Source organism: Nitrospirota bacterium (assembly GCA_020851375.1).
In the GTDB taxonomy this organism is placed as follows: domain Bacteria; phylum Nitrospirota; class 9FT-COMBO-42-15; order HDB-SIOI813; family HDB-SIOI813; genus RBG-16-43-11.
In genome coordinates, this window is sequence record JADZCV010000008.1 from 29,499 (window position 1) to 54,560 (window position 25,062).

General features: G+C 46.0%; 24 protein-coding genes and 1 tRNA gene. 21 read left to right on the top strand and 4 right to left on the bottom strand.

Annotated elements, in window-relative coordinates; all coding sequences use genetic code 11:
• Positions 1–16 precede the first annotated feature (16 nt).
• The 14 genes from IT393_01955 to IT393_02020 all read left to right on the top strand — a co-directional run bounded on the left by IT393_01955 (position 17) and on the right by IT393_02020 (position 14,812).
• Entirely contained in the window at positions 17–1,108 is a 1,092-nt protein-coding gene (locus IT393_01955) for a type IV pilus twitching motility protein PilT (GenBank protein MCC7201414.1), read from the top strand.
• Positions 1,108–2,313, top strand: a complete 1,206-nt coding sequence (locus IT393_01960; protein MCC7201415.1) for a type II secretion system F family protein — start codon at positions 1,108–1,110, stop codon at positions 2,311–2,313. Before IT393_01955 ends, IT393_01960 begins: the two co-directional genes overlap by 1 nt.
• Positions 2,314–2,323: 10 nt before the next feature.
• Positions 2,324–3,985, top strand: a complete 1,662-nt coding sequence (locus tag IT393_01965) for a PAS domain S-box protein (protein ID MCC7201416.1) — start codon at positions 2,324–2,326, stop codon at positions 3,983–3,985.
• A gap of 253 nt (positions 3,986–4,238) precedes the next feature.
• A complete protein-coding gene (locus IT393_01970) occupies positions 4,239–5,627 on the top strand; it encodes a sigma-54-dependent Fis family transcriptional regulator (protein ID MCC7201417.1) in 1,389 nt (462 codons plus the stop codon).
• Positions 5,624–6,628: a 4-(cytidine 5'-diphospho)-2-C-methyl-D-erythritol kinase gene (gene ispE / locus IT393_01975; protein ID MCC7201418.1), complete on the top strand. Its 1,005-nt coding sequence runs from the start codon at positions 5,624–5,626 to the stop codon at positions 6,626–6,628. The genes IT393_01970 and ispE overlap by 4 nt, the downstream gene beginning before the upstream one ends.
• A 23-nt stretch (positions 6,629–6,651) precedes the next feature.
• Entirely contained in the window at positions 6,652–6,921 is a 270-nt protein-coding gene (spoVG, locus tag IT393_01980) for a septation regulator SpoVG (GenBank protein MCC7201419.1), read from the top strand.
• 50 nt (positions 6,922–6,971) lie between these two features.
• Positions 6,972–7,043, top strand: a tRNA-Gln gene (locus IT393_01985).
• Positions 7,044–7,205: 162 nt separating this feature from the next.
• On the top strand, positions 7,206–8,150 hold the full coding sequence (locus IT393_01990) for a ribose-phosphate pyrophosphokinase (protein ID MCC7201420.1): 945 nt from the start codon (positions 7,206–7,208) through the stop codon (positions 8,148–8,150).
• Between the two features lie 53 nt (positions 8,151–8,203).
• Positions 8,204–8,893, top strand: coding sequence for a 50S ribosomal protein L25 (locus IT393_01995; GenBank protein ID MCC7201421.1), 690 nt, complete (start codon positions 8,204–8,206; stop codon positions 8,891–8,893).
• Positions 8,890–9,447, top strand: coding sequence for an aminoacyl-tRNA hydrolase (locus IT393_02000; protein ID MCC7201422.1), 558 nt, complete (start codon positions 8,890–8,892; stop codon positions 9,445–9,447). The genes IT393_01995 and IT393_02000 overlap by 4 nt, the downstream gene beginning before the upstream one ends.
• 92 nt (positions 9,448–9,539) lie before the next feature.
• On the top strand, positions 9,540–11,531 hold the full coding sequence (locus IT393_02005; GenBank protein ID MCC7201423.1) for a sodium-translocating pyrophosphatase: 1,992 nt from the start codon (positions 9,540–9,542) through the stop codon (positions 11,529–11,531).
• A gap of 178 nt (positions 11,532–11,709) precedes the next feature.
• Positions 11,710–12,804 carry a redox-regulated ATPase YchF gene (gene ychF, locus IT393_02010; protein ID MCC7201424.1) on the top strand — a complete coding sequence of 365 codons (1,095 nt, stop codon included), beginning with the start codon at positions 11,710–11,712 and terminating at the stop codon, positions 12,802–12,804.
• Positions 12,805–12,882: 78 nt separating this feature from the next.
• Positions 12,883–13,518 (top strand): hypothetical protein, encoded by a 636-nt coding sequence (locus tag IT393_02015; protein MCC7201425.1) that lies wholly within the window; start codon positions 12,883–12,885, stop codon positions 13,516–13,518.
• A gap of 7 nt (positions 13,519–13,525) precedes the next feature.
• Positions 13,526–14,812, top strand: a complete 1,287-nt coding sequence (locus IT393_02020; protein ID MCC7201426.1) for an adenylosuccinate synthase — start codon at positions 13,526–13,528, stop codon at positions 14,810–14,812.
• A gap of 1 nt (position 14,813) precedes the next feature.
• On the opposite strand, the gene IT393_02025 is transcribed toward IT393_02020, so the two are convergent.
• Positions 14,814–15,014, bottom strand: a complete 201-nt coding sequence (locus tag IT393_02025; protein MCC7201427.1) for a hypothetical protein — start codon at positions 15,012–15,014, stop codon at positions 14,814–14,816.
• 59 nt (positions 15,015–15,073) lie between these two features.
• On the opposite strand from IT393_02025, the gene thiI reads away from it, so the two are divergent.
• Positions 15,074–16,210 carry a tRNA 4-thiouridine(8) synthase ThiI gene (thiI, locus tag IT393_02030; protein MCC7201428.1) on the top strand — a complete coding sequence of 379 codons (1,137 nt, stop codon included), beginning with the start codon at positions 15,074–15,076 and terminating at the stop codon, positions 16,208–16,210.
• A 34-nt stretch (positions 16,211–16,244) separates the two neighbouring features.
• Here the strand turns inward: thiI and IT393_02035 are convergent, their stop codons facing one another.
• On the bottom strand, positions 16,245–16,679 hold the full coding sequence (locus IT393_02035; protein MCC7201429.1) for an NUDIX hydrolase: 435 nt from the start codon (positions 16,677–16,679) through the stop codon (positions 16,245–16,247).
• Positions 16,680–16,900: 221 nt separating this feature from the next.
• Between IT393_02035 and IT393_02040 the strand changes: the two genes are divergently transcribed.
• Positions 16,901–17,716, top strand: coding sequence for an HAD-IIB family hydrolase (locus tag IT393_02040; protein MCC7201430.1), 816 nt, complete (start codon positions 16,901–16,903; stop codon positions 17,714–17,716).
• A gap of 39 nt (positions 17,717–17,755) precedes the next feature.
• Positions 17,756–18,958, top strand: a complete 1,203-nt coding sequence (locus IT393_02045; GenBank protein MCC7201431.1) for a cation:proton antiporter — start codon at positions 17,756–17,758, stop codon at positions 18,956–18,958.
• Between the two features lie 119 nt (positions 18,959–19,077).
• On the opposite strand, the gene IT393_02050 is transcribed toward IT393_02045, so the two are convergent.
• Together IT393_02050 and IT393_02055 are read right to left on the bottom strand one after the other, a co-directional pair.
• Positions 19,078–19,431 (bottom strand): DUF5615 family PIN-like protein, encoded by a 354-nt coding sequence (locus IT393_02050; GenBank protein ID MCC7201432.1) that lies wholly within the window; start codon positions 19,429–19,431, stop codon positions 19,078–19,080.
• Positions 19,428–19,664, bottom strand: a complete 237-nt coding sequence (locus tag IT393_02055) for a DUF433 domain-containing protein (GenBank protein MCC7201433.1) — start codon at positions 19,662–19,664, stop codon at positions 19,428–19,430. Before IT393_02055 ends, IT393_02050 begins: the two co-directional genes overlap by 4 nt.
• Before the next feature lie 424 nt (positions 19,665–20,088).
• Here IT393_02055 and IT393_02060 point away from each other — a divergent pair, with 424 nt between their 5' ends.
• From IT393_02060 to IT393_02075, 4 genes are read left to right on the top strand one after another with little or no spacing between them, the layout of a single operon-like run.
• Positions 20,089–21,714 carry a TIGR00341 family protein gene (locus IT393_02060; GenBank protein ID MCC7201434.1) on the top strand — a complete coding sequence of 542 codons (1,626 nt, stop codon included), beginning with the start codon at positions 20,089–20,091 and terminating at the stop codon, positions 21,712–21,714.
• A 55-nt stretch (positions 21,715–21,769) separates the two neighbouring features.
• Positions 21,770–23,122, top strand: a complete 1,353-nt coding sequence (locus IT393_02065; protein ID MCC7201435.1) for a glycerate kinase — start codon at positions 21,770–21,772, stop codon at positions 23,120–23,122.
• Positions 23,112–24,326 (top strand): glycosyltransferase, encoded by a 1,215-nt coding sequence (locus IT393_02070; GenBank protein ID MCC7201436.1) that lies wholly within the window; start codon positions 23,112–23,114, stop codon positions 24,324–24,326. Before IT393_02065 ends, IT393_02070 begins: the two co-directional genes overlap by 11 nt.
• Positions 24,327–24,338: 12 nt before the next feature.
• Positions 24,339–25,052 (top strand): hypothetical protein, encoded by a 714-nt coding sequence (locus tag IT393_02075; protein MCC7201437.1) that lies wholly within the window; start codon positions 24,339–24,341, stop codon positions 25,050–25,052.
• Positions 25,053–25,062 lie beyond the last annotated feature (10 nt).

Here is a 25,062-nt window from a genome sequence, read left to right on the forward strand (position 1 = left end):
ATAAAGGAGGTTGATGATGAGTACTAATTTGTATGAGCTTCTTCAGCTTTCCATTCAGCGTGGGGCTTCCGACCTGCATATTACAACAGGGTCACCGCCGCAGATGAGGATTAATGGAAAACTGTCCCCTGTAGGCAGCAATGAGCTTTCAGCGTCTGATACCAAGCAGATGTGCTATAGCATACTTACCGAAACCCAGAAACACCGTTTTGAGGAAGAAAACGAACTTGACCTGTCTTTTGGCATTAAAGGATTAAGCAGGTTTAGGGCAAACATCTTTGTTCAGAGGGGTGCAGTGAGTGCAGCCATACGTTCGATTCCGTTTCAGATAAGATCATTTGATGAACTTGGTCTCCCACAGGTTGTTAAAGAGCTTGTAAAAAAACCGCGCGGCCTGATACTCGTTACCGGTCCTACGGGTAGTGGAAAGTCAACCACGCTGGCCACTATGATTGATATGATTAACTCCGAAAGAGAGGAGCATATAGTAACCATAGAAGATCCGATTGAATTTATCCATACTAACAAGAAATGTGTGGTAAATCAGAGAGAGGTTCATGCCGATACTAAATCATTTAAGAATGCACTGAAGTATATATTAAGACAGGACCCTGACGTAGTCCTTATAGGTGAAATGAGGGACCTCGAGACTATCGAGGCGGCGCTGACAATATCAGAGACGGGACATCTGACATTTGCTACTCTTCACACCAACTCCTGCGCCCAGACCATGAACCGTATTGTTGATGTATTCCCCCCTCATCAGCAGACACAGATCAGGGCGCAACTGTCATTTGTTCTTGAGGGTGTCATTTCTCAGCAGTTATTGCCGAAAAAGGGTGGTGCAGGCAGAGCTCTTTGTCTGGAGGTTATGGTGCCTAATCCGGCTATCAGAAATCTTATAAGAGAAGACAAGGTTCATCAGATTTATTCAATAATGCAGACTGGTCAGAACAAATTTGGAATGCAAACAATGAACCAATCCCTGTATGACCTCTTTATACGCGGGATTATCACTAAAGATGACGCTATTGGACGCTCAAATCTGCCGGACGAGTTATTGTCTATGATTAACAGGGGAGGAATTGGTGCAGGAGGTGTAAAATAATGGAAACTTATGTATGGAATGGAAGGACAAGAGACGGACAGAGGCAAAAAGGGGAGCTGGCAGCCAAAAGTAAAGAGGAAGTAATATCCATAATGCGCAAGCAGAATATTATGGTTACTTCCGTGGCAGCCCGCGCAAAGAAACTCACCATTAACCTGCCGTTTGGTTCAAAGGCATCTGATAAGGATATCGCCATATTCACGCGTCAGTTTGCTACAATGATTGATGCAGGCCTGCCTCTCGTGCAGTGTCTGGATATATTATCCAAACAGGCCGACAAAAAGACCTTTGCCGCAGTTATTAATGAGATACGGCAGGATGTTGAGGCAGGTTCCACCTATGCGGACTCACTGAAAAAACATCCGGCTGTTTTTGGCGACCTGTATGCAAACATGGTTGCAGCAGGCGAGCTTGGTGGCATACTTGATACGATATTAAACAGGCTTTCCAAATATATTGAGAAGAATATAAAGTTGAAGCGCCAGGTAAAGGCAGCCCTTTTTTATCCTGCAACAATCGTGGCAGTGGCATTTATCGTAATTATAGTATTGCTCGTATATGTCATCCCGATATTTGCAAAGATGTTTACAGATTTTGGAGGTACCCTCCCGGCGCCTACGCGTCTTGTGATAGGGGCAAGTAATTTCATGCGTGCGAATATACTCATTATAATGGGTATAATTGCTGCAGCAATAATTGGGGCTCGAAAGTATTATAAGACGCAGAACGGCAGGCTGGTTATAGACTCCACGGTACTGAAGATGCCTGTATTCGGTATGCTTGCAAGGAAGATTTCGGTTGCAAAATTCACCCGTACCCTTGGCACACTGCTAAGCAGTGGTGTGCCGATACTTGACGGCCTTGACATAGTTGCCAAAACGTCAGGAAACAAGGTGGTTGAAAAGGCCATATATGCTACAAGGCAGAGTATAAGCGAGGGAAAAACCCTCTCTGAGCCGCTTGAACAAAGTAAGGTTTTTCCACCCATGGTAGTGCAGATGATTGCAGTTGGAGAGACGACCGGAGCGCTGGATGCCATGTTGTCCAAGATAGCTGATTTCTATGATGAAGAAGTTGATTCGACAGTGGGCATTCTGACATCTCTTCTTGAACCTATACTTATGATCTTCCTTGGAGTTGTCATTGGATTCATCGTTGTTGCAATGTATCTGCCTATCTTTAAGCTGGCAGGGACAATAGGATAATGGCGGGGAGTTGTCAGCCGGAATAGATTTGGAAGAACTTGGGAAAAAGCTCATAAGGTATATGGTTATCAGGGTGGCTGGTGTCACCCTTTTCCTGGGCTCTTTCCTGTTCCTTGGCATCAGATTCAAGGAGGGCCCTTTCTTAGTTCCTGCTTTTTACGCCCTCATCGCAGCAACATATTTTGCTACACTTGTTTATGCAATCCTTTATAGATTAGTAAGTCACAGGGTATCTGCTTATATACAGATATCCTGTGACCTAATCCTTGTTACCGCCCTTGTTTCAGCCACAGACGGGGTTGAAAGTCCTTTTGTATTTTTGTATCTCTTATCAATAATACCTGCCTCAACAATGCTTTATCGCAGAGGCGCACTGGCGGCTGCTGCGGCCTCAAGCATATTATACGGCTTGGTGGTGGATGTTCAGTACTATAACCTGCTTCCATTTATTTCAGCCACCACACTTCCTGTAAAGACTTTATTTTATGTGCTGTTTCTGCATATTGCGGCCTTTTTCGCCGTAGCGTATCTCGGGAGCAGCGCAGTAGAGACACTGAGGAGGATGAAGGAAGAGCTGAGGGCTAAAGACAGCAACATTGAGGAGCTGCAGGCATTTAATGCAAATGTTGCCCAATGCATGAGTACAGGCCTGCTTACGACAGATGAAGCAGGAAGGATTACGGCATTTAACAGGGCTGCTGAAGATATAACAGGCTTTAGGTGGGATGATGTGCGCGGCAAAAGATTCCTCGACATCCTTCCGGTAAAGGAAATAGAAGAAATTCTGAATAGTGCGAAACAGATACTGCCAATATACCGATTTGAGAGTGGTGTCTGTAAGAGGGATGAATCACGGATCATACTTGGATTGAACGTATCTCACCTTTTGGATGAAAATGGAAAGAGTCACGGTCTTATCGTTATCTTTCAGGACCTGACCAAGGTCAAAGAGATGGAAAGGGAGGTCAAGAAGAGGGAGAAGATGTCAATGATAGGAGAGATTGCCGCCGGAATGGCACATGAGATAAGAAATCCTCTTGCATCCCTCAGCGGTTCCATGCAGATACTGAAAGAGGAGTTGTCCCTGCAGGGGGAAAATGCCTACCTGATGGATATTGCCCTCAGGGAAATGGACAGGCTTAATACGACTATTACTGAGTTCCTGACATATGCAAAGCCTAATCCGCCGCAGAAAAAGATAATGGATGTAAACGACCTGTTGCTCGATACGATTAATTTATTACAGAACAGTGACGTTTACAGGAAATCAGGTATCCATACACAGCATGAGTTTAAAGAAGGGAATCTGATGCTTTCTGTTGATCCGCATCAGATTTCGCAGGTATTCTGGAATCTATCCATGAATGCGCTCCAGGCGATGCCTGACGGCGGGGTTTTGACTATCAGCACAAGAATGAGCGGTGTTAAGGGGGCTGATCTGATGTTGAAAGAAAGAAAATGGGCAGAGATAATCTTCAGGGACACAGGTCAGGGTATTCAGGATGGTATTCTGGAAAAGATTTTCGTCCCATTTTTTACAACAAAGGAAAATGGTTCAGGTCTCGGTTTATCCATAGTCCACCGGATAATAGAGGAGCATGAAGGCAGGATTTATGTCAGGAGCAGGCCAGGCAGGGGGACACAGTTTACAATATACCTGCCTGTAGAGTAGAATCATGTGAACCGTCATGAGCCCTTCGACTGTTCGACAAGCTCACAGCTCAGGGCTCACAAGGTCATGAAAACGTCATTCCCGCGTAAGCGGGAATCCAGGCCGTGGGCATGATTCTGGCTTCCCACTCCCCGCTTAAATCCTGCGGGGGCAGGTTCCGTGGGAATGACGGGTGAATAGGAGTATTTTCAGGTGAACCAGCCTGGGGTGGTTTGACAATAATGTCATTTTCCGGATACTTCGGAGGTCTTGCTTGGGTAAGATTCTTGTAGTTGATGATGAACGGGGTATGAGAGAGTTTCTCACGATCATGCTGCAGAAAGAGGGCCATGATGTTACATCTGCCTCGAATGGCAGGGAGGCTGTTGATTATCTTGGACACAAAACCTTTGACATTGTCATCTCTGACCTCAGGATGCCGCAGATTGATGGCATTGATGTATTGAAAACCGTTAAAGACAGCGCCCCTGAGACAGTTGTAATTATGATCACTGCCTACGCCTCGGCAGAAACTGCTGTTGAGGCAATGAAGCAGGGGGCATATGATTATGTAACGAAACCTTTCAAGATCGAAGAGATCAAGCTGATTGTAAGAAACGCCCTCGAGAAGAGGATGCTGAGGGAGGAAAACCTTATCCTCAGGAAGAAGATTCAGGAATGGACTACCTCTGGTGTTATAGGCGGTATAGTTGGCAAAAGCCCCTCTATCGTCAACCTGATTCAATTGATTATCAAGGTTGCTGATAGTCCAAGCAATGTCCTGATTACAGGTGAATCAGGGACAGGCAAGGAATTGGTCGCAAGGGCGATTCATAACTACGGTAACAGAAAGGACCGTCCTTTTGTCGCGATCAACTGCAGTGCAATCCCGGAGGGCCTCTTTGAGAGTGAGATATTTGGTCATATAAAGGGTTCATTTACAGGGGCGATTGCAAACAAGGAGGGTATTTTTGAAACAGCCAATGGTGGCACCGTCTTCCTTGATGAGATAGGAGATATACCCCCTAATTTTCAGGTAAAGCTGCTTCGGGTCCTTGAGGACAAGTCTGTTAAACGGCTTGGCGGGACACAGGAAACAAAACTTGATGTAAGGATTGTTGCGGCGACCAACAAAGATCTTAAGAAGGCTGTTGCAGAGGGATGCTTCAGGGAAGATCTCTTCTACAGGCTTGATGTAATACCGGTTGAGACGCCTCCTTTGAGAGAGAGGAAGGATGACATCCCCATGCTGACCGGGCATTTTCTTTCAAAATATGGCCGTCTGATTGGACGGGAAGTCAATGGCTTATCGCCTGAAGCAATGGAGAAAATGATAAACTTTCCCTGGAAGGGAAACGTCCGTGAGCTTGAAAATGTAATTGAGCGTGCAGTGACGCTCGGTATAGGTTCGATAATTGATGAACAAACAATTGATGAGTGCCTGCAGAGAGGAATACCATTCAAAGTTCCCATATCAACAGATATACCTGCAGGTGGTGTTGACATGGAAGGATTACTCATGGATATTGAAAAGAATTTCCTTATAAAGGCGCTCAATATGTCAAAGGGTGTAAAAAAGGACGCCGCTGAACTACTGCATCTTGATCTGAGGTCCTTCCGCTACCGTCTTGCAAAGTATAACTTATCCGGGGACGACGAGTGACCCCGCCTCCCGAATTTATCAGTATAAAAACCCCTGCAAAGATAAATCTACTGCTTCATGTAAAAGGAAAAAGGGCGGACGGCTATCATGACATTGTCACAGTGATGCAGGCTATAGACTTATTTGACGAGCTATTGCTTGAAAAGGGAGACAAGATTACATTCATATCCGATTCACCTGATGTCCCTTCAGATGAAAATAATCTTGTGTATAAAGCGGCCGTAAAACTCCGGGAATTTTCACGGATAAAAGAGGGGGCGAAGATAACTCTTAAAAAAAATATCCCTGTTGCTGCAGGGCTTGGGGGCGGCAGCAGCGATGCCGCCGCAGTATTATCGGGTTTGAATTATCTGTGGAAACTCGGGTTGCCATTCGAAACGCTCTGCGGGCTTGGGAGAGATATAGGAAGCGATGTCCCCTTTTTCATCGGCGGTCCCACTGCAGCCGGATTTGGAAGGGGTGATGAGCTCATTCAGCTGTCCAACGAGACGGATTACTGGTACCTGCTTGTCAACCCTGGCATATTGATTTCCACTGCATGGGTGTACGGCCAGATTGATATTTCTGCCAATGATGAAAATAATCCCCCCATCCCCCCTTTAGAAAAGGGGGGCAAGGGGGGATTTGAAAGGATATCTCCAGGTGAAAAATGGATAGGCCCCCTGGTCAGGCCAAATTTAGAGTTGACAAAAGCGGATGACCATATTAAAATTTTTCTGCCTGACGGCTTAAGGCCTGAAGGTAATAAAATCTGGTTGTTTCCTTATAACGACCTTGAGGGGGTGGTGATACGCAGGTATCCTGTTATTAAGAAAATAAAAGACGAGATGGTTGCCAGTGGGGCAATCAGTGCATTGATGTCAGGGAGTGGATCGTCAGTTTTCGGGATATTCAGGGATAGAGACAGCGTAGAGAGGGCCGGACGTAATCTGCAGCATAAGGAATGGAGAACATGGATTGTTAAAGCCCTCCACAGTTCCCCGTATCAGTTTGTTTCATAAAAACTTTAGAGGAGGCGACCAACATGGAAGTTACAGAGGTTAAAATTTTCCCGGTTAATGAAGAAAGATTAAAGGCTTATGTAACCGTTACATTTGATGATGCATTTATTGTAAGGGACGTGAAGGTTATCAATGGGAATAGCGGGTTATTCGTAGCTATGCCAAGCCGCAAACGGAAAGATGGCACTTTCCGGGATATCGCCCATCCTCTGAATAATGAAGCAAGAGAAAAGATTGAAGGGGTAATTTTAAAGGAGTATGAAAGAGAGTTGTGCAAGAAGGTAATACAGTAAGGATGAAGAAGGTAAGAAGGTAGTAAGGCTGAAGACCGAAGGTTACGTATTGGGGCGTCGACAAGCGGTAAGTCACGAGATTTTGGATCTCGCATCCGGAGGTTCGAATCCTCCCGCCCCAGCTAAGGTGAAAGGGAGTAAAGGGAAAGAGGCTGAAGACTACAGAAGGTAGATAGGCTGAAGACTGAAGGATGAAGGTATTTTATGCTGCATTAAAGACCTTCGGTCTTCAGTCTTCAGTCTTCGGCCTGTTTCTCTTATCCTTTCCCCGGTTGTTATCAAATATGCTTGACCATGAAATGAAGATATTTACAGGAAATTCCAACCGAGACCTTGCTGAGGAGATATGCAGGTATTTGCAGATAACCCTGGGAAAGGCTTCTGTTGGTACGTTTAGTGATGGCGAGATACTGGTGAAGTTGAACGAGAATGTGCGCGGCAGGGATATTTTCCTTATTCAGACATTCTCCACTCCGGTTAACAGGCACCTCATGGAGCTGCTGATAATGATGGATGCCTTTAAAAGGGCTTCAGCCTACCGGATAACTGCTGTCCTTCCATATTTCGGATATGCAAGACAGGACAGAAAGGCAGAACCGAGGGTGCCAATTACGGCCAAACTCGTTGCAGACCTGATTACCGTTTCCGGCGCTGACAGGGTACTTACTTTGGACCTGCATGTCGGCCAGATACAGGGATTTTTTAACATACCGGTTGACAATATCTTTGCCACACCGGTAATACTTGAATATTTGAAGAAGAAGGATCTTCAGGATCTTGTGGTGGTATCTCCGGATGCCGGAGGTGTGGAAAGGGCGAGGGCGATTGCCAAGAAACTGGATGCGTCGCTTGCCATTATAGATAAGAGGAGAGAGAAGGTTAATGTATCTGAGGTAATGAACATCATAGGTGACGTAAGAGACAGGGATGCCCTTCTGCTGGATGACATGATTGATACGGCAGGAACGATTACCCAGGGAGCCGGAGCGCTGAAAAAAGCCGGGGCACGGAAGATCCTTGCCGCATGCACTCATCCCGTACTGTCGGGTTCAGCAATCGAGCGTTTGAATGGATCTGTGATTGATGAAGTTATTGTGACCAATACGATTCCCCTCAACGGGAAAGAACAGTCCTGTAAAAAGATCACTACCTTATCAGTTGCACCTCTTCTGGGTGAAGCGATAAGAAATACCCACAATGAGACATCGGTAAGCTCTCTCTTTCTGTAAACAGATAATAATTCAAAACACGACAAACAATTAATTAAGGAGGAGTTGGTATCATGGAAAGAATATCATTAAACGCAAATGTCAGGAAAGAAAGTGGTAAGGGAGTTGCAAGGGGCCTCAGGAGGAGCGGCCGCATCCCTGCAGTTCTGTACAGTAAGGGTAAGTCAACAAGCATCAGCCTTGATCCTGCAAAGGTAAAGAAATTAATCATGCTTGGGCACGCTGAGAGCACCCTTATTGATCTGAAGCTGGAAGGAACAGTTGAAAAGACTGGCAAGGTTGCTATCCTGCGTGATTATCAGAAGGACCCCCTTACAGGAGAACTTCTGCACGCAGATTTCTTTGAGGTGTCAATGGATGAAAAGATCAGGGTTACTGTTCCGATCGAGCTTACAGGGAAGACTCCGGCAGGTGTTGCAGAAGGTGGTCTCCTCCAGCTCATAAGCAGGGAAGTTGAGATAGAGTGCCTTCCGTCATTGATACCGGACAATATCCAGGCAGACGCATCAGCGCTTGGGATAGGGGACAGCCTCCATGTCAGGGATATAAGTATCCCTGAGGGGATCAGGTTTGTTTCTGACCAGGAGCAGGTCGTTCTTACGATCGTTGCGCCTGTGTCTCAGGAAAAACTGCAGGAGCTGCTGACTACGCCAGCCCCTGGCGAGGGGACGAAGGAGCCTGAACTTATAAAGAAGCCTGTCAAGGAAGGTGAAAAGGTTGCTGAGAAGGAGGGCAAGGCCTGAAGTTGATTGTCGGACTTGGCAATCCCGGAGACAAATATAAGGATACGAGACACAATACCGGTTTTCTGGTTATAGAAAAACTTGCAGCATATCATTCTATTAAGATCAGAGAAGAGAGCAGGCTGTACCTGTCAGGGAAGGGGAAAATAGCCGGCAATGATGTAATGCTCGCAATGCCCATGACCTATATGAACAGGAGCGGCGACGGTGTTAGAGAGTTGATGAGATATTACAGGTTATCGCCGTCAGACCTGATCCTTATTTATGATGACCTCGATCTGGATTCCGGTCAGATGAGGATAAAGACAAAAGGCGGCAGCGGAGGCCATAATGGTTGCGCATCGGTAATCGCTGCTATCGGCACTGAGGAGTTCATAAGAATCAGGATAGGGATAGGCAGGCCGGCCGCTGGTGCTGATATAACAGGATATGTGCTGTCAAAGTTTTCAGGGACTGAGACACATGTTATTGAATTGGCACTGGAAAATGCGGCTGATGCGGTAAGGATGATCGTTGCCGGTGATTTAGTTGGGGTGATGAATAAGTATAATTAAGAGTTCAAGGGGGCAAGGGGGCAAGTGAATAGAAGTTAAATTTTACACTGGGCTACTCGAGTCCTCTATTTTTAATCAAGAAAGGAGATGAGATGGAAAGATTGGTTGAGTTTGCGTGGTTGTTCGGAATAGGAGGACTGATTATAGCAGGGTTTATTTTCCTGTATATAACCAGGCAGCCTGACGGGAATGACAAGATGCGGGGTATTGCAAAAAAGATCCATGAAGGGGCCATGGCATATCTGAGACGTCAATATACCATACTGGCTGTCTTTATAGTGATAATATTCTTTGCCCTCCTCTACGGACTTGGAATTCAGACCGCAATTGCGTATGTTGGTGGCGCCATTTCTTCAATGCTTGCAGGCCTTTTCGGAATGAATGCTGCAACACGCGCAAATGTCAGGACAGCTAATGCAGCTAATTTATATAAGCCAAATTCATCAAAAGCCCTTTTTATCGCCTTTGCAGGCGGCTCTGTCATGGGATTGTGCGTAGCCAGTATAGGGGTAGTTGGTGTCGGCGTATTCTTCTATTTCTATGGTCATGACCTTTCAACAGTATCTGCAGTCAGTGGTTATGCAATGGGTGCAAGCTCTATAGCCCTTTTTGCCCGTGTAGGCGGCGGTATTTACACAAAGACGGCTGATGTCGGCGCTGACCTTGTCGGTAAGGTTGAGGCAGGTATTCCGGAAGATGATCCAAGAAACCCTGCTGTTATTGCAGATAACGTAGGTGACAATGTTGGCGATGTAGCAGGAATGGGAGCTGACCTCTTTGAGTCCTATGTTGGATCTGTCATAGCAACAATTGCCATTGCAACAACTTCCATGGTTGGGAGCAGCATGTTAATGACATACATGGCATTTCCAATCGCCGTTATTGTTGTAGGACTTATTTCATCACTTATTGGTATAGGCTCCATGCTGATACTGGAGAAGTTGAGTCCGGCAGCAGCACTGAGATATGCAACGTTTATTGCTGCAGGTATATTCCTGGTATTGTCATATTTCCTGACAAAGTCCAGCGGTGTTGACCTGGGGGTCTTCTGGGCTATTGCTGTAGGGTGTATAGTAGGCATTTCTATAGGCCTTATAACGGAATGGTACACATCTGCATCGCCTGTTGCAAAGACCGCAAATGCCTCGACCACAGGCGCTGCAACCAATATTATCACAGGACTTGCAATAGGGATGGAAAGTGTCGCCCTTCCGATGATTGCAATTATAATAGGTATTTATGTTTCAAATTATTTTGCCGGTTTGTACGGTATAAGCATAGCAGCAGTAGGTATGCTTGCCACAATTGGTATAACAATGTCGGTTGACGCCTATGGCCCGATAGCAGATAATGCAGGCGGTATATCTGAGATGAGCGGCCTGGGTAAAGACACGAGGGCTATTACAGACAGCCTGGATGCACTCGGCAATACAACAGCAGCCATAGGCAAGGGGTTTGCTATTGGATCTGCGGCGCTTACTGCCCTTGCCCTCTTTGCAGCCTATGCTCAGGCAGCAAAAATAGCAGTGATATCGTTGATTGATGCCAATGTGGTTATGGGGGTGCTCCTTGGCGGGATTATCCCGTTCTTCATAGCTGCTCTTACAATGTCATCAGTTGGGAGGGCCGCAAGCAAGATGGTAGATGAGGTTAGACGCCAGTTCCGTGAGATCAAAGGCCTTATGGAAGGGAAGGCAGAGCCTGATGTGGTAAGGTGCGTTGAGATAAGCACAACTGCAGCGCTGAAGGAGATGATCATCCCAGGCGTGCTGGCAGTCATTGCACCTATCTTTGTCGGTTTTGTCATGGGGGCCCAGGCCCTTGGAGGATTCCTGGCAGGCGCAACAGTGGTTGGTGTTCCCATGGCGCTTTTTCTGGCAAATGCAGGCGGTGTATGGGATAATGCAAAGAAATACATAGAACATGGAAACCTTGGCGGAAAGGGTTCTAATGCTCACAAGGCAGCGGTAGTAGGTGATACGGTAGGTGATCCATGTAAAGACACTTCAGGTCCTGCTATGAACATTTTGATCAAACTGATGTCAATCGTGGCGCTGGTTATTGCACCGCTATTGATACGGTAGGCAGGCCTGGTTTACAAGGAACAATGAAATTCCCCCTTACTCCCCCTTTTTCAAAGGGGGAAATCACATAATCCCTTGTGAAATGGAGAAATTAGTTTCCCCCCTTTAGTAAAGGGGGGGAGGGGGGATTTGAAAAGGGGACGCAGGATGACGTCCCCTTTATTTTTGAAGGAGTTTTATGGGTTTTAATTGCGGCATAGTCGGACTTCCGAATGTCGGGAAGTCCACCATATTCAATGCGCTGACATCTGCCGGCGCCCAGGTGGCGAACTATCCCTTCTGCACCATAGACCAGAATGTGGGGGTGGTATCTGTTCCTGATCTCCGGTTGAAAAGGCTTACTGTGATGTTTAAACCCGAGGCAGTCACCCCAACAACAATGGAGTTTGTTGATATTGCGGGTCTTGTCAAGGGCGCTTCAGCAGGTGAAGGGCTTGGCAATAAATTTCTCGGACATATACGGGGAGTGGATGCTATAGTCCATGTGGTACGCTGTTTTGAAGACCCTGATGTTGTTCACGTTCACGGAAATGTTGACCCCAGGCGGGATATAGAAATCATTGAGACAGAGCTTGCCCTTGCTGATATGGAGTCAGTAAGCAAGAGAATTCAGAGGACTGAAAAACAGGTGAAGACAGGTGATAAGAACGCCAGGGCTGAAATGGAATTTCTTCTGATGCTCAATGACCAGCTTTCAAAGGGGAAGCCTCTAAGACATTTAACCTATTCAGAAGCAGAAAACAGGATCCTTGACGAGCTTCACCTGCTTACGACTAAACCTGTCCTCTATGCAGCGAATCTGAGCGAAGAGGAGATGCTGGAGGGGAATGAATACGTCCGGGTTATAGAGGATATAGCCGCAAAAGAGGGTGCAACTGTTGTCACGATCTGTGGTAAGATAGAGGATGAACTATCCACCATGCCTATTGAGGAGCATGAAGCCTTTCTGAAAGAGATGGGGCTTTCTGAGCCAGGTCTATACAAACTTATCCGTGCAGGGTATGATCTGTTAAACCTCCTCACCTTTTTTACGGCAGGTGAGAAGGAGGTAAGGGCCTGGACAGTGCTTAAGGGCACAAAGGCCCCGCAGGCAGCAGGAAAGATACACTCAGATATAGAACGCGGTTTCATAAGGGCTGAGGTGATGTCATTTGCTGACCTTGATTCTCTTGGCTCAGCACAGGCTGTAAAGGAAAAAGGTCTGCTCCGCCTTGAAGGGAAGGATTATGTTATGAAGGAAGGGGATGTGGTGTACTTCCGTTTCCATGTATAGAGCGTTAAATAGGGACAGCGACTATTTATTTTGTGCAAAATAAATAGTCGCTGTCCCTATTTAACTTGGAGGCATACAATGAATAAATTAATATTATGGGCCATTGTATTGACGATATTCCTGGCTGACACGGCCTTTGCAGGCCTTTCCTTTGTCAAGAAGACCAGGCTGATAACGAAGGACTCGGACAATGTCGTGCTTGAGCAGAAGTTTTATTCAGAGGGGGATATGCTCAGGGTCGAAGAGGAGTCATCGGGTATTGAAGGCAATCCAGGCATAAGAATATACGATTTCGGGAAGAAGAAGCTATATACTATTATGTTGAATGTAAAGTTATATCTGGAACAGGATATTACAGCAGATAAGGATTTCATCATGTTTGAGCCGCCTCCTGAGAAAAAATATAGTCCTGGAAAAGAGCTAAAGGTTGAAAAGAAGAAGAAGGGTGAAGATGTGATAGAAGGTCATCCGGCAACCGTATATGAAGTGAAGTTGATAAAAAAGGCAGACAAAAAGACCGGAAAAGAGGAACAGCTTTTGGAGAAATATCTTCTTTGGGAGGCTGACGACCTCAACAATATACCTGTCAAGTATGAATTTGAACTCTCCGGGGAAAGCAGGAAAGTTATTGAGTATGTAAATGTCAGGACAGATGCCATAGAGCCGGCACTTTTTGCAATTCCCGAGGGTTATAAGGCTATAAGTCCTTTTTGAGGGTGATATGTCAACAGTAGTAATCACAGGCGCCCAGTGGGGCGATGAGGGAAAAGGGAAGATCGTAGATATCCTCACTGAAGATGCTGACTATATTGTCCGCTATCAGGGCGGACACAATGCAGGTCACACAGTGGTCATAGGGGAGAGCAAGTTCATCCTCCATCTGATACCGTCTGGCATACTCCGCCCGGGGAAAAAGTGTGTCATCGGCAACGGCGTAGTGATAGACCCTCAGGCCCTTCTCGCTGAGATTGACGGTCTGCTGGAAAAGGGTATAAAGGTAAGAGAGAATCTCCTGATCAGCGGAAGGGCGCATATAATTATGCCTTATCACCGCGCCATTGAGAAGGAGAGTGAGAAGCAGAAGGGCTCGCTGAAAATAGGAACCACAGGCAGGGGAATAGGCCCGACCTATGCCGATAAGATGGCGAGGGTCGGTATCAGGGTGGCAGACATTCTGGACAAGGAGGTCTTCAGGGAGAAGCTCAAGACAAATATCCAGGAGATGAACTATTTTCTTGAGAGACTATATGGTGCAAAAGGCTTTATCCTTGAAGATATCTATGATGAATATACAGGGTATGCAGACAGGCTTCGTGATTATGTAACAGACACGGCGGTGCTTCTGAACAGGGTGTTAAGGGAAGGGAAGAATGTCCTGTTTGAAGGGGCGCAGGGAACCCATCTTGATGTAGACCACGGGACATACCCATACGTTACATCATCCAATGCAACATCAGGCGGGGCATGCACAGGCACAGGAGTAGGGCCTACAAAGATAGACAAGGTTATTGGTGTGGTCAAGGCTTATACCACAAGGGTCGGCAGCGGACCGTTTCCAACGGAACTTGATGATGCTACAGGTGAGCTCCTGAGGGACAAGGGGAAGGAGTTCGGCGCAACAACCGGAAGACCGAGGAGGTGCGGCTGGTTTGATGCTGTGGCAACACGTTATGCAGCGGATGTCAACGGTTTTACCGGCATGGTGCTGACGAAGATGGATGTGCTTGATGAGCTTGATGAGATAAAGATATGCACATGTTACACGTATCAGGGGAAAACATATACGGACATGCCGTCCCAGTTGAATGTCCTTGAGGCATGTGAGCCTGTGTATGAAACAATGAAAGGATGGAAGTCCTCCACTGCAGGCCTTTCAAATTATGATTCCATGCCTGAAGATGCGAAAAAGTATGTAGAACGGATACAGCAGTTGGTAGGAGTTGACGTGGATATAATCTCGACCGGTTTCCGGCGTGATGAGACAATTATATTGCGGAAAGTTTTCTAAGTCAGACTTTATCTTTACTCAGATTGAGCAGGGATTCCACCCTGTTTGAGATCACAGTCAACGACTCCCTCGTCTGGTTAAAATAAATAGGAAGCCTTGAGAGTATACAATTTTTACCCTGTCCGCCAATATACAGGGCGCAATTTTCTTTACAAATAACCTCTTCAACTGCATTGCTCATGAAAGGACAGATTGTATTCATTATTTACCTCCTTGTATAATAAAGTATAAGCGATAAGGGCGATTTGGGTCAAGGTCAGTATGCACATAATAGTCCACTATCAGGAAATAGTCCTAAAAGGCAAAAACCGGCACGTATTTGTCAAAAAGTTAATAGACAATATCAGGTATGCAACAACAGGCCTTGGTGCAGGAAATATCAGACATAAAGACGGCAGGATTATCCTTGACCTGCCTTCAAATGCAGATGAGGCCAAAATATGCAACAGGCTCTCAAAGACCTTTGGAATTGCCAATTTCGTCCTGACCCGAAGACTTTCAAATGATGTCAATCTGTTTAAGGATGAGGTCCTCCATTACATAAAGGGGAGAGAGTTTAAGAGCTTCAGGGTGTCCACAAGAAGGGGATACAAGGGATACCCACTCACGTCAATGGATGTTGACAGGATTGTCGGCGCCCATATTAAGGAGTCTATAGGGGCCAGGGTCAATCTCACCAATCCTGAGCTTGTTGTTCATATCCAGATATTGTCCGGCGAGACATACTTCTATATTGACCGTATTCAAGGCCCAGGCGGCCTCCCTGTTGGCACCGGCGGCACTGTGGTATGCCTCCTTTCCGGCGGCATTGATTCGCCTGTTGCAGCCTGGCGTATGATGAAGCGTGGTTGTTCCGTAATCTTCGTTCACTTCCACAGCTACCCCTATCTGAGCAAGGCATCACAGGAGAAGGTGCAGGACATCACAGAGATACTGAATGAATATCAGCGGCATTCCAGGGCATATCTTCTCCCGTTCGGTGATATACAGAAGGATATAGTCTTAAGCGTGCCTGCGAAATACAGGGTGGTAATATACAGGCGCATGATGTTGAGGGTCGCTGAAAGGATTGCAGCACAGACAGGCGCCCTTGCACTCGTAACAGGCGACAGTCTCGGACAGGTGGCCTCCCAGACCCTTGAGAATATATCTACAACCGGCGATGCAGTAACGCTTCCCATACTAAGGCCGCTAATCGGCATGGATAAGGAGGAGATTATCGCCCAGGCAAAACGCATCGGCACTTACGACATCTCCATAATCCCGGACCAGGACTGCTGCCAGTTGTTCATCCCCAAAAACCCTTCTTTAAGGACTACAATCCGGGAAATCGAGAGGGTTGAAAAGAGGCTTGACATTGAAGGGCTGATTAAGATGGCCCTGGCTCACATAAAGTAGTTATTATCAGCATCTAAGGTGTAGTCATAACTCCTCAATATCTGCTGTTGAAATAATCATCCAGTATTTTCCTGTGGTCAAAGGCTATTTCCACGGGGAGTGTTTCCCTCGTAAAGATTTCTGCCTCTTTGGCATCATCTGCAGCAACTGGTGTTCCTGCTGCACGGGCGATAAACACTGTAGCAATGGTATGGAATCTCGGGTCACGGTCAGGGGATGAGTAGACGTGGAATTGCCGTACAAGTTCTACGTTGAGCGATGTCTCTTCCAGTGCCTCACGCACTGCCGCTTCTTCTAATGATTCTCCGTAATCAACAAACCCGCCGGGTATTGCCCAGCCATAAGGCGGATTTTTCCTTTTGATCAACACGATCCACTTATCTTCAATCTCAATAATAATATCCACAGTAGGAAAAGGATTCCTGGGCTGGATGGTAACACCGCACTCCGGGCAAGTTGTTAATTTCATGACTATTTTATAGCAGAGACAGGATCGAAATGCAATTTAGGCACGCTGATAGTGGTTACTAACATTCTATTGTGGTTTTACTCAGTGTGATTTAAAGATTTCAAATTCAGACAGTAAAAATCTGATTTGATATTTTATGCGTATATAGAGTAAAATCTTATCTACTAAGCAGTCATCACAAGACGCTACGATGTTCTGATAACCGATTTAACTCTTATGCAGTGACAAGTATAATAATAATTACAGACCTGGATGGCACCCTGCTGCATCCGGCAAGCTATTCGTTTAAGGATGCTATTCCTGAGCTTGAGGAAGCTCATACGGCGAATATTCCGGTAATTCTTTGCTCCAGTAAGACCAGGGCTGAAATTGAAGTATACCGCAGGCAGTTGAATAATCACGACCCGTTCATTTCTGAGAACGGAGGCGGAATCTTCATTCCTGCCGGATATTTTGCAGGTTCTGAGAAAAGTCGCAGGGATGACGAATACATCGTAACGATTCTTGGCAGGCCATACAATGTTATCAGGAGAATATTTAATGATATCCGGGACAGAACAGGGATAAGAGTAAGGGGATTTGGCGATATGAGTCCGGAAGAAGTGGCACAGCTTACAGGTATGGAGTTATCAGATGCCAGGTTATCAAAACAGCGGGACTTCGATGAGCCTTTTGTTTTTGAAGAGGGGGAAAAACGTGTTGAAGAGTTTCTGAATGCAATTGAGAAAACCGGACTGCACTGGACGCAGGGGAGATTTTATCACATCCTCGGTGACAATGATAAAGGGAAGGCCGTCAGGATGCTCATGGATTATTATAAAGAAACCCGGAAAATTATTGTTACAATCGGTCTTGGTGACAGTTTCAACGATCTTCCACTTTTGGAGAATGTGGACTATCCTGTTCTTGTTCAGAAGGAGGACGGGAGTTATGAGAAGAGAATAAAACGTGAAAACCTTATTTATGCGAGTGGTATAGGTCCTGCCGGATGGAGCAGAGAGGTTAGCAAACTTATAAGAAGGATAAGAGAGAATTAATAAATAGAGTAAGAAGTATAAACGGACAGAGGAGGACCGATGGAGGCATCCGAATTTTTTCTGAAGTTACTTGTAATCATCCTGTCCGCAAAGTTCCTTGCCGAAGTCTTTGCATATATAAAGATCCCCTCTGTCCTCGGTGAGGTTGTTGCCGGCATCATCATTGGACCCAGCCTTCTCGGATTCATTGAGCCTGTTCCAACCTTCTATCTCCTTGCAGAGATCGGGATACTGCTTCTCCTCTTCGAGGTTGGTCTTGAGACAGATGTAGGACAGATTATCAGGGTTGGGGGACAATCCTTTCTTGTAGCGGCAACAGGGGTAATCGCCCCGGCTGTATTCGGGTTCTGGGTATCCCATTACGGATTCGGTCTCTCACTTATCCCCTCCCTGTTTATTGGCGGAACGATTGTGGCCACGAGCATTGGCATTACTGTCCGGGTTCTGGTAGATCTGAAGAAAGAAAAGACCAGAGTATCCAGGATCGTACTCGGGGCTGCTGTTTTAGATGACGTTATTGGTGTGGTCATCCTTGCTGTTCTTTATGACTTTGCAGTAAAAGGAACAGTTAATGTCTTCAACACGATAAAGATACTGGCCTTCATCACTATCTTTCTTCTTATTGCACCAGTCATCGCAAAATTGTTCGTTCCGATGTTGGCAAGGTTAACATTGATAAGCAAAACAAAGGGGATGGCGCCCACATTAATAATATCGGTGATCCTTATCCTCGCTGTTATTTCTCATAAGGTCGGTGCCCCTGAAATATTGGGATCTTTTGCTGCAGGAATTGCGCTGGCAAGACGTTTCTTTTTCCCATTGGGCTCAACCATTGATCACTACAGCCACCAAATGGCGGAAAAGATCGAGGATAGCATGAAGCCGATTATCGAACTCTTCGTCCCGCTCTTTTTTGTCATGGTTGGGGTGTCGATCAACTTCAGGGTTATTGACCTTGCCTCAGGGGCCTTCTGGGGATTTGCCGGCATATTGACAATTACCGCCGTTATCACAAAGATGGTCAGTGGTATATGGGTCAAGGGTGGCTGGAACAGGAAGCTTTCTACAGGGATTGCAATGGTGCCGAGGGGGGAAGTGGGGCTCATATTTGCTGAAGTTGCAAAAAGGGGCGGTATATTCAATGATGAGACCTATGCAGTAGTTGTATTTGTAGTAGCCCTGACAACGCTCCTCGCCCCTCTTGCCCTGAGATATTTCATGGAGGATGACTCGGAGACTTAGATGCTCCGTGATTATGGATCAGCTTGCCTCCTACCAGACCCATAGCAAGCTAAGGGGATTGCGCTCGTTATGCATTTTTATGTTTCAACCATAGAATAGCTAAAATTTCCTGTTTCAGTTCAGCTCCTGATCCTGTAACCATTCCTTTCAAGAATTATCAACTTCCCGCTGAAAGAAGGGGATTTGTATTGATTTAAAAGGAGATCTAATGAAGGCAGTATATATTCCAGAAGTGGCGGATGTATTCTTATATGAATTATTCCGGATGTCTTCCCAGGGGGGTATTTCAGAATATTGCCAAAGTGTTTATCAAACGTTATAACAGTCCGATCTTCTTCTTTGGCCATACGCATAACTTCGTCATCTATACTTTTGAAGATACCTTCTTCCTGGAGAGATTTTACATCATGCCCCTTATCACGGAGATGGGCAGTAATTTTAGGGAAAATATTTTCGTCAGCAAGAAATTTCAACGTACCGGCTCTTCAAATGGAACATATTCCTGTTCCTTGATGAGCGTTGCAGCGTAATGAAGACATGCGGTAATATCTTCGGTTTTCAGGTTAGGATAATAGTCTCTTACAATGTCACGAGGAGTAAGTCCTGCTTCCAAAAGTTCAAGAATAAGGTAAACCATAATTCTCGTACCTTTTATACATGGCTGGCCATGGCAGACATTATCATTTATTTCAATTCTCTCATTCATTTTAACGTCCTCTCATCCAAGAGAATATAATAGAGAATATGAAAAGTCAATTTTTAAAGCCTTAATTTTGTCTGGAAATCAGGGGATGATTGAAGTATACTGATGGATGTCAGGCTGGTCAAGCATATAACATCGCAGTTGGTCCGTAAACCTTACTTATATTGTGACACAGGTCATCTTTTTACAGATCTTGACGGGACGTTGCTTTATCCCGGAAGGGTATTCCCCATTTCCGGCAGACGGGGAGCTCACGATTGGTTACAGAGTGATCACCTTCGGCAGACCATACAGCAAGGTCTGGAAGGTACTCCTGAAGATTCAAGAGAGGATCGATCTGCCGCGCCAGATCAGGGCAGAAGGAATCTGATCTGAGGGTGCCTCGATTTAGAGTGGGCAAAGAGTGGATGAAGAATGGAGGAAGAGATTGGATTTTGAGAGTTTGACATATAAATTAATCTCCTATCTGAAAAATATCCCAGGCAAGATGGCAGCCGAGGTCAACCATCGCACGGTGATCAAGGACATCTACCTCGAAGTGGATATATCTCCTGGCTACTTTCTCTTTCTGACACTTGCCAATTTGATTGCCCTGTCCGGCCTGATTACAAACAGCGCAGCGGTCATCATCGGCGCCATGTTGATCTCCCCATTGATGGGGCCGATCCTGAGCTGCGGTTTTGCATTTATCACAGGGGATTGGACAATTGGAAAGAAAGCCCTAAGGAAGGTGACCCTCAGCGTTGCCGTCACTATTGTGATAGCGGCCTTTGCAACCTATCTGTCTCCCCTGCATGAAGTGACAGATGAGATACTATCGAGGACAAGACCGAATCTCTATGACCTGATCATCGCCTTTTTTGCTGGCATCGCCGGTGCGATCGCGATATGTACGAGGAAGAATTACATCACGATAGTCACCGGTGTGGCGATTGCCACAGCAGTCATCCCTCCCCTGAGTGTTGCAGGATTCGGTATGGGGACGTGGAATTTCTATGTTGCAGGTGGCGGATTTTTTCTCTTCTTTACAAACTTCGTTGCCATCATCTTTGCCACCTCCATCATCTTTTTCCTCTACGGATTCAAACCTGGAATCATTACAGAGATCGGGATTGCACAGCTCAGGAAGAGGATTATCATCCTTACACTCAGTTTTATCATAATTGCAATTCCCCTGATCTATACCCTCCATGTCTCTGTATCAGAGGTAAGGCTAAGGGGTAATATCAATTTTGCTTTGAAGCAGGAATTCGACGTGGAAAGACGTTCCCATCTGGCCACTTTCGGATATGTTGAGGGAGAAGAGGATACACTTGAGATCAGCGCCATTGTCAACACCGTGGACTATCTGAAGGAGGCTGAGGTAAAAAGGATTGAGGAAAAGGTTGCCCGCTATCTCAATCGGGATGTTATACTGAATGTGGAGCAGGTGCGAGTGCAGACAGGAGGATTGAAGGAAGAAGCGGCGAGATCACCTTTACTGCCGACCCTTGTCCCTTCAAGACCTCCATCTGAAATTATCAGGAGCTCCCGTGAGGATTCTCTGGGGACTATCAGAAAGACCGTAGAAAAAATTGACAGGATAATTGCTCCTTCTATTGTGGATGATTTCTATATAGGCTTTCACTATAAGGCAACCCCTGTTGTTGTCAGCCTTAAGATAAAAAAAGATACCCCCATGACAGAGTCGGAGATTCAGTGGCTCAGTAAAATACTTTCTGAAGACCTGGGTCACCCGGTTGATCTGAAGGTGGAGACCATCCCGTTTATCACTCCTCTGGTCTTCAACAGGGGGGAGACAACTCTGTCAGATGAGATGAAGACTGTGCTGCTGGAAATAAAAAAGGTCTATCAAAGGGATCCATCATCTGAATTTGTTGTCGAATCCTATCCTGAAACAGCGAGCCGGAAGGAGAAGATGCTTGCAGAGGAAAGAGCAGGTATTGTTGTTAATATCCTTGTGGATGAATTTAAGATACCCCGTGAATCTGTAAAAAAAATAGTTCATAGAAGTACAATGAAATCACCTGTTGTAAGGATTTCTGTTTTATAGGGATTATTTCGCATTTGTAACCGGGTGTCACAAACCTGAAAAGAACGAGTCTGTTATGACAATAAATAAAGAATATCTTATTGATATCTTCAACTTTGCAATCAAGGCGGCAGACCCTTATCGAGCAGTCATGGGGAAGCTAAGAGTCGCCGGTGATAAGATAATCCTCCCTGAAGAGGAGTATAACCTCAACGGTTTCAGGCGGATAGTTGTGATAGGGGCGGGGAAGGCTGTGTCTCCAATGGCACGTGCCATCGAAGAGATATTTGAAGGTAAAATTGAGGAGGGGATTATCATTGTCAAGTATGGACACACGGGATTACTCAGAAAGGTCAGGCAGATCGAGGCATCCCATCCGCTTCCTGATTTCAATGGTGTCAGAGGAACGAATGAAATAATGGATGTGCTGAAAAGGGCGGATGAAAAGACTTTGGTTATCTGCCTGGTATCCGGTGGCGTCTCATCCCTTCTTGTTTCACCTATAGATGACGTGGGTCTGGAAAATAAACGGGCTGTTACAGATCTTCTTCTGAAGGCAGGGGCTAACATCGATGAGCTAAATGCAGTCAGGAAACATATCTCCAATGTCAAAGGTGGCAGGATGGCGGAACTGGCCTACCCTGCTACTATATATACAATGATCCTTTCTGATGTAATCGGCGACAGGCTTGATGTTATTGCCTCAGGGCCGACCGTACCTGACCCCACTACATATAAAGATGCTGTAGAGGTTATAAGGAAATATGGACTTGAAGACAGGATTCCTGTCAGGGTAGTGAAGATTTTAGAAGGTGGTGAGAAAGGGAAGCATAAAGAGACACCAAAGGGCGGTGAAGAGTTTTTTAGAAAGGCAAGGACAGTCATCTTAGGGGGAATAAAAGAGGCGATTGATGCTGCCAGGGAAAAGGCTGAAGCCATGGGGTTTACAGTTGACATAGTGACGTCGGAACTTCAGGGGGAGGCGAAAGAAGTGGCAAAGGACCTTGCTGTCAGGGCAATAGAAGCAAGAAATGACATGAAGGCCGGTGATAAACCCCTCTGTCTCATCTCCGGCGGAGAAACAACTGTCACAGTAAAAGGAAACGGTCTCGGCGGAAGAAACCAGGAGCTTGCCCTCGCCTTTGCTATAGAGATTGCAGGAAAAAGGGGGATAACGCTCCTATCCGCCGGCACTGACGGCACTGACGGCCCTACGGAGGCTGCAGGAGCCATCGTGGACAGCAGGACGATGTCTCTTGCAAGGGAATACGGGCTTGATGCAGAGTTTTATCTTGAGAATAATGATTCATATCATTTCTTTGAAAAACTCGATTCCTTGTCGCGTGAGCGGCATCATTTAAAGACCGGCCCTACTGGTACCAATGTAATGGATCTTCAAATCATCATGGTAGACAAACATGAAAACTGAGAAGGCGGACATCCTCGTCGGGATCGCAAGTTTTAATAACGCAGGTACAATAGGTCATGTGGTGAAGGCCGTGGATGCAGGGCTTGTGAAATATTTCCCGGATAAAAAGGCGATTATCGTCAATTCCGATGGAGGATCCAGGGACGGGACGCCGGATATTGTGAAGACTGCCACCCATGACCAAGCCGCGATCTTTCTATCCCACCCTGTATACCCGGCCCACAGGATCAGCATTCCCTACAACGGGATCCCAGGGAAAGGGAGCGCCTTCAGGGCCATTTTCCGCAAGGCTGTCGAGATGAAGGCTGAGGCATGTTGCGTGGTGGATGCTGATTTACGCAGCATAACGCCTGAATGGGTGGAGCTTCTTTTGTCCCCTGTAATTCAAAATGGATTTGACTTTGTAGCCCCACTCTACAACAGGCATAAATATGATGGAACGATTACTAACTCAATCGTCTATCCTCTAACAAGGGCCCTCTATGGCAGGAGGATCAGGCAGCCAATAGGAGGTGAGTTTGGATTTTCAGGAAGAATGGCTGATTTTTACATGTCTCAGGAGGTATGGGAAAGTCATGTGGCCCGCTTTGGTGTTGATATATGGATGACAACAGAGGCGATTGCCGGTGATTATAAAGTCTGTCAGACCTTTCTGGGGGCAAAGATCCACGACCCTAAGGATCCGGGTTCAGACCTTGCGGATATGCTGCTGCAGGTGGTTGCTACCCTGTTTGCCCTGACAGAGAAACACTATGACAAGTGGAAGGATGAAAAGGGATCGTCAGAGGTTCCGACTTTAGGCTTCAGATATCAGGTCGGACTTGAATCCGTAAAGGTGAATGCAGAGAAGATGCTTAACATATTCAGGGCAGGGCAGGAAAATCTTCGGGATATATGGTTGAAGATAATAGGACAGGGGGATTTTGGTGAGATAGAACGTCTCAGTCGTCTTCCTGACGCGTCATTTAAATTTCCTGATGGATTATGGGCAAAGGTTGTATATGACTTTATCATTGCGTATCATAGAAAGGTGATGGCGCCGGAACACCTTATCAGGTCGCTTGTACCATTATATCTTGGAAAAACTGCATCATTTGTGCTTGAAGTGGAAAACATGGAACAGGAAGGTGCGGAGGCCTGCATAGAGAAATTGTGTCAGGAGTTTGAAAATAACAAAGATTATCTTATAAGTAACTGGAAATGAGGAGGTGATATTATGGAGAACTTTATGGAGTTGTTATTTCAGCCGCTGATTAATTTTGGAATAAAAGTCTTTGAGTTTGTACCAAATGTGCTGGCAATGCTGATTATCTTTATCGCCGGTTTCTTATTCTCCCGCCTCATTAAAATGTTTTTGTTGCGGCTCTTCAGGGTTACAAACTTTGACAGCTGGTGTGACAGGGCAGGTTTGACCGCTATTATAAGAAAAGGGGATATATGGTCAAAACCATCAGAGGTATTCGGGGGTATAATCTACTGGTTTCTTATTATACTATTTCTGATGATCGGATTCAGCGCCCTTCAGTTGCAGACTATTGACAATCTGACAGCACAATTCTTTCTCTATATCCCGCGGGCATTTTCCGCTCTTATCATCCTTATCGGGGGTTACATGTTTGCCGGTTTTATCAGCAGGGCAGTGTTGATCACCGCAGTTAACAGCGGATATCACTATGCAAAGATACTTGCCGAGGCAGTGAGGCTTCTGCTGATTGTGCTAATTCTTGCGATGGCGCTTGAACAGCTTCAGATAGCGCGGGGTATAGTGATAGCAGCCTTTTCCATAGTCTTTGGCGGCATTATACTTGCCCTTGCAATAGCATTTGGCATAGGCGGAATAGATGCAGCGAAAAGGATAATCAGCGCCGGCGGGGCGGAGCATAAAGGGGACAGGAGGAATGAAAAAGAAAGAGATGCTGAACATTTATAGGAGGTGAAAG

Bases quoted from the DNA above. Each gene is read 5' to 3' on its own strand.
- IT393_01955 (MCC7201414.1), top strand. From the start codon at position 17: ATGAGTACTAATTTGTATGAGCTTCTTCAGCTTTCCATTCAGCGTGGG.
- IT393_01960 (MCC7201415.1), top strand. From the start codon at position 1,108: ATGGAAACTTATGTATGGAATGGAAGGACAAGAGACGGACAGAGGCAA.
- spoVG (MCC7201419.1), top strand. From the start codon at position 6,652: ATGGAAGTTACAGAGGTTAAAATTTTCCCGGTTAATGAAGAAAGATTA.
- IT393_01990 (MCC7201420.1), top strand. From the start codon at position 7,206: ATGCTTGACCATGAAATGAAGATATTTACAGGAAATTCCAACCGAGAC.
- IT393_01995 (MCC7201421.1), top strand. From the start codon at position 8,204: ATGGAAAGAATATCATTAAACGCAAATGTCAGGAAAGAAAGTGGTAAG.
- IT393_02005 (MCC7201423.1), top strand. From the start codon at position 9,540: ATGGAAAGATTGGTTGAGTTTGCGTGGTTGTTCGGAATAGGAGGACTG.
- ychF (MCC7201424.1), top strand. From the start codon at position 11,710: ATGGGTTTTAATTGCGGCATAGTCGGACTTCCGAATGTCGGGAAGTCC.
- IT393_02015 (MCC7201425.1), top strand. From the start codon at position 12,883: ATGAATAAATTAATATTATGGGCCATTGTATTGACGATATTCCTGGCT.
- IT393_02020 (MCC7201426.1), top strand. From the start codon at position 13,526: ATGTCAACAGTAGTAATCACAGGCGCCCAGTGGGGCGATGAGGGAAAA.
- IT393_02025 (MCC7201427.1), bottom strand. From the start codon at position 15,014: ATGAATACAATCTGTCCTTTCATGAGCAATGCAGTTGAAGAGGTTATT.
- thiI (MCC7201428.1), top strand. From the start codon at position 15,074: ATGCACATAATAGTCCACTATCAGGAAATAGTCCTAAAAGGCAAAAAC.
- IT393_02035 (MCC7201429.1), bottom strand. From the start codon at position 16,679: ATGAAATTAACAACTTGCCCGGAGTGCGGTGTTACCATCCAGCCCAGG.
- IT393_02045 (MCC7201431.1), top strand. From the start codon at position 17,756: ATGGAGGCATCCGAATTTTTTCTGAAGTTACTTGTAATCATCCTGTCC.
- IT393_02055 (MCC7201433.1), bottom strand. From the start codon at position 19,664: ATGAATGAGAGAATTGAAATAAATGATAATGTCTGCCATGGCCAGCCA.
- IT393_02065 (MCC7201435.1), top strand. From the start codon at position 21,770: ATGACAATAAATAAAGAATATCTTATTGATATCTTCAACTTTGCAATC.
- IT393_02070 (MCC7201436.1), top strand. From the start codon at position 23,112: ATGAAAACTGAGAAGGCGGACATCCTCGTCGGGATCGCAAGTTTTAAT.
- IT393_02075 (MCC7201437.1), top strand. From the start codon at position 24,339: ATGGAGAACTTTATGGAGTTGTTATTTCAGCCGCTGATTAATTTTGGA.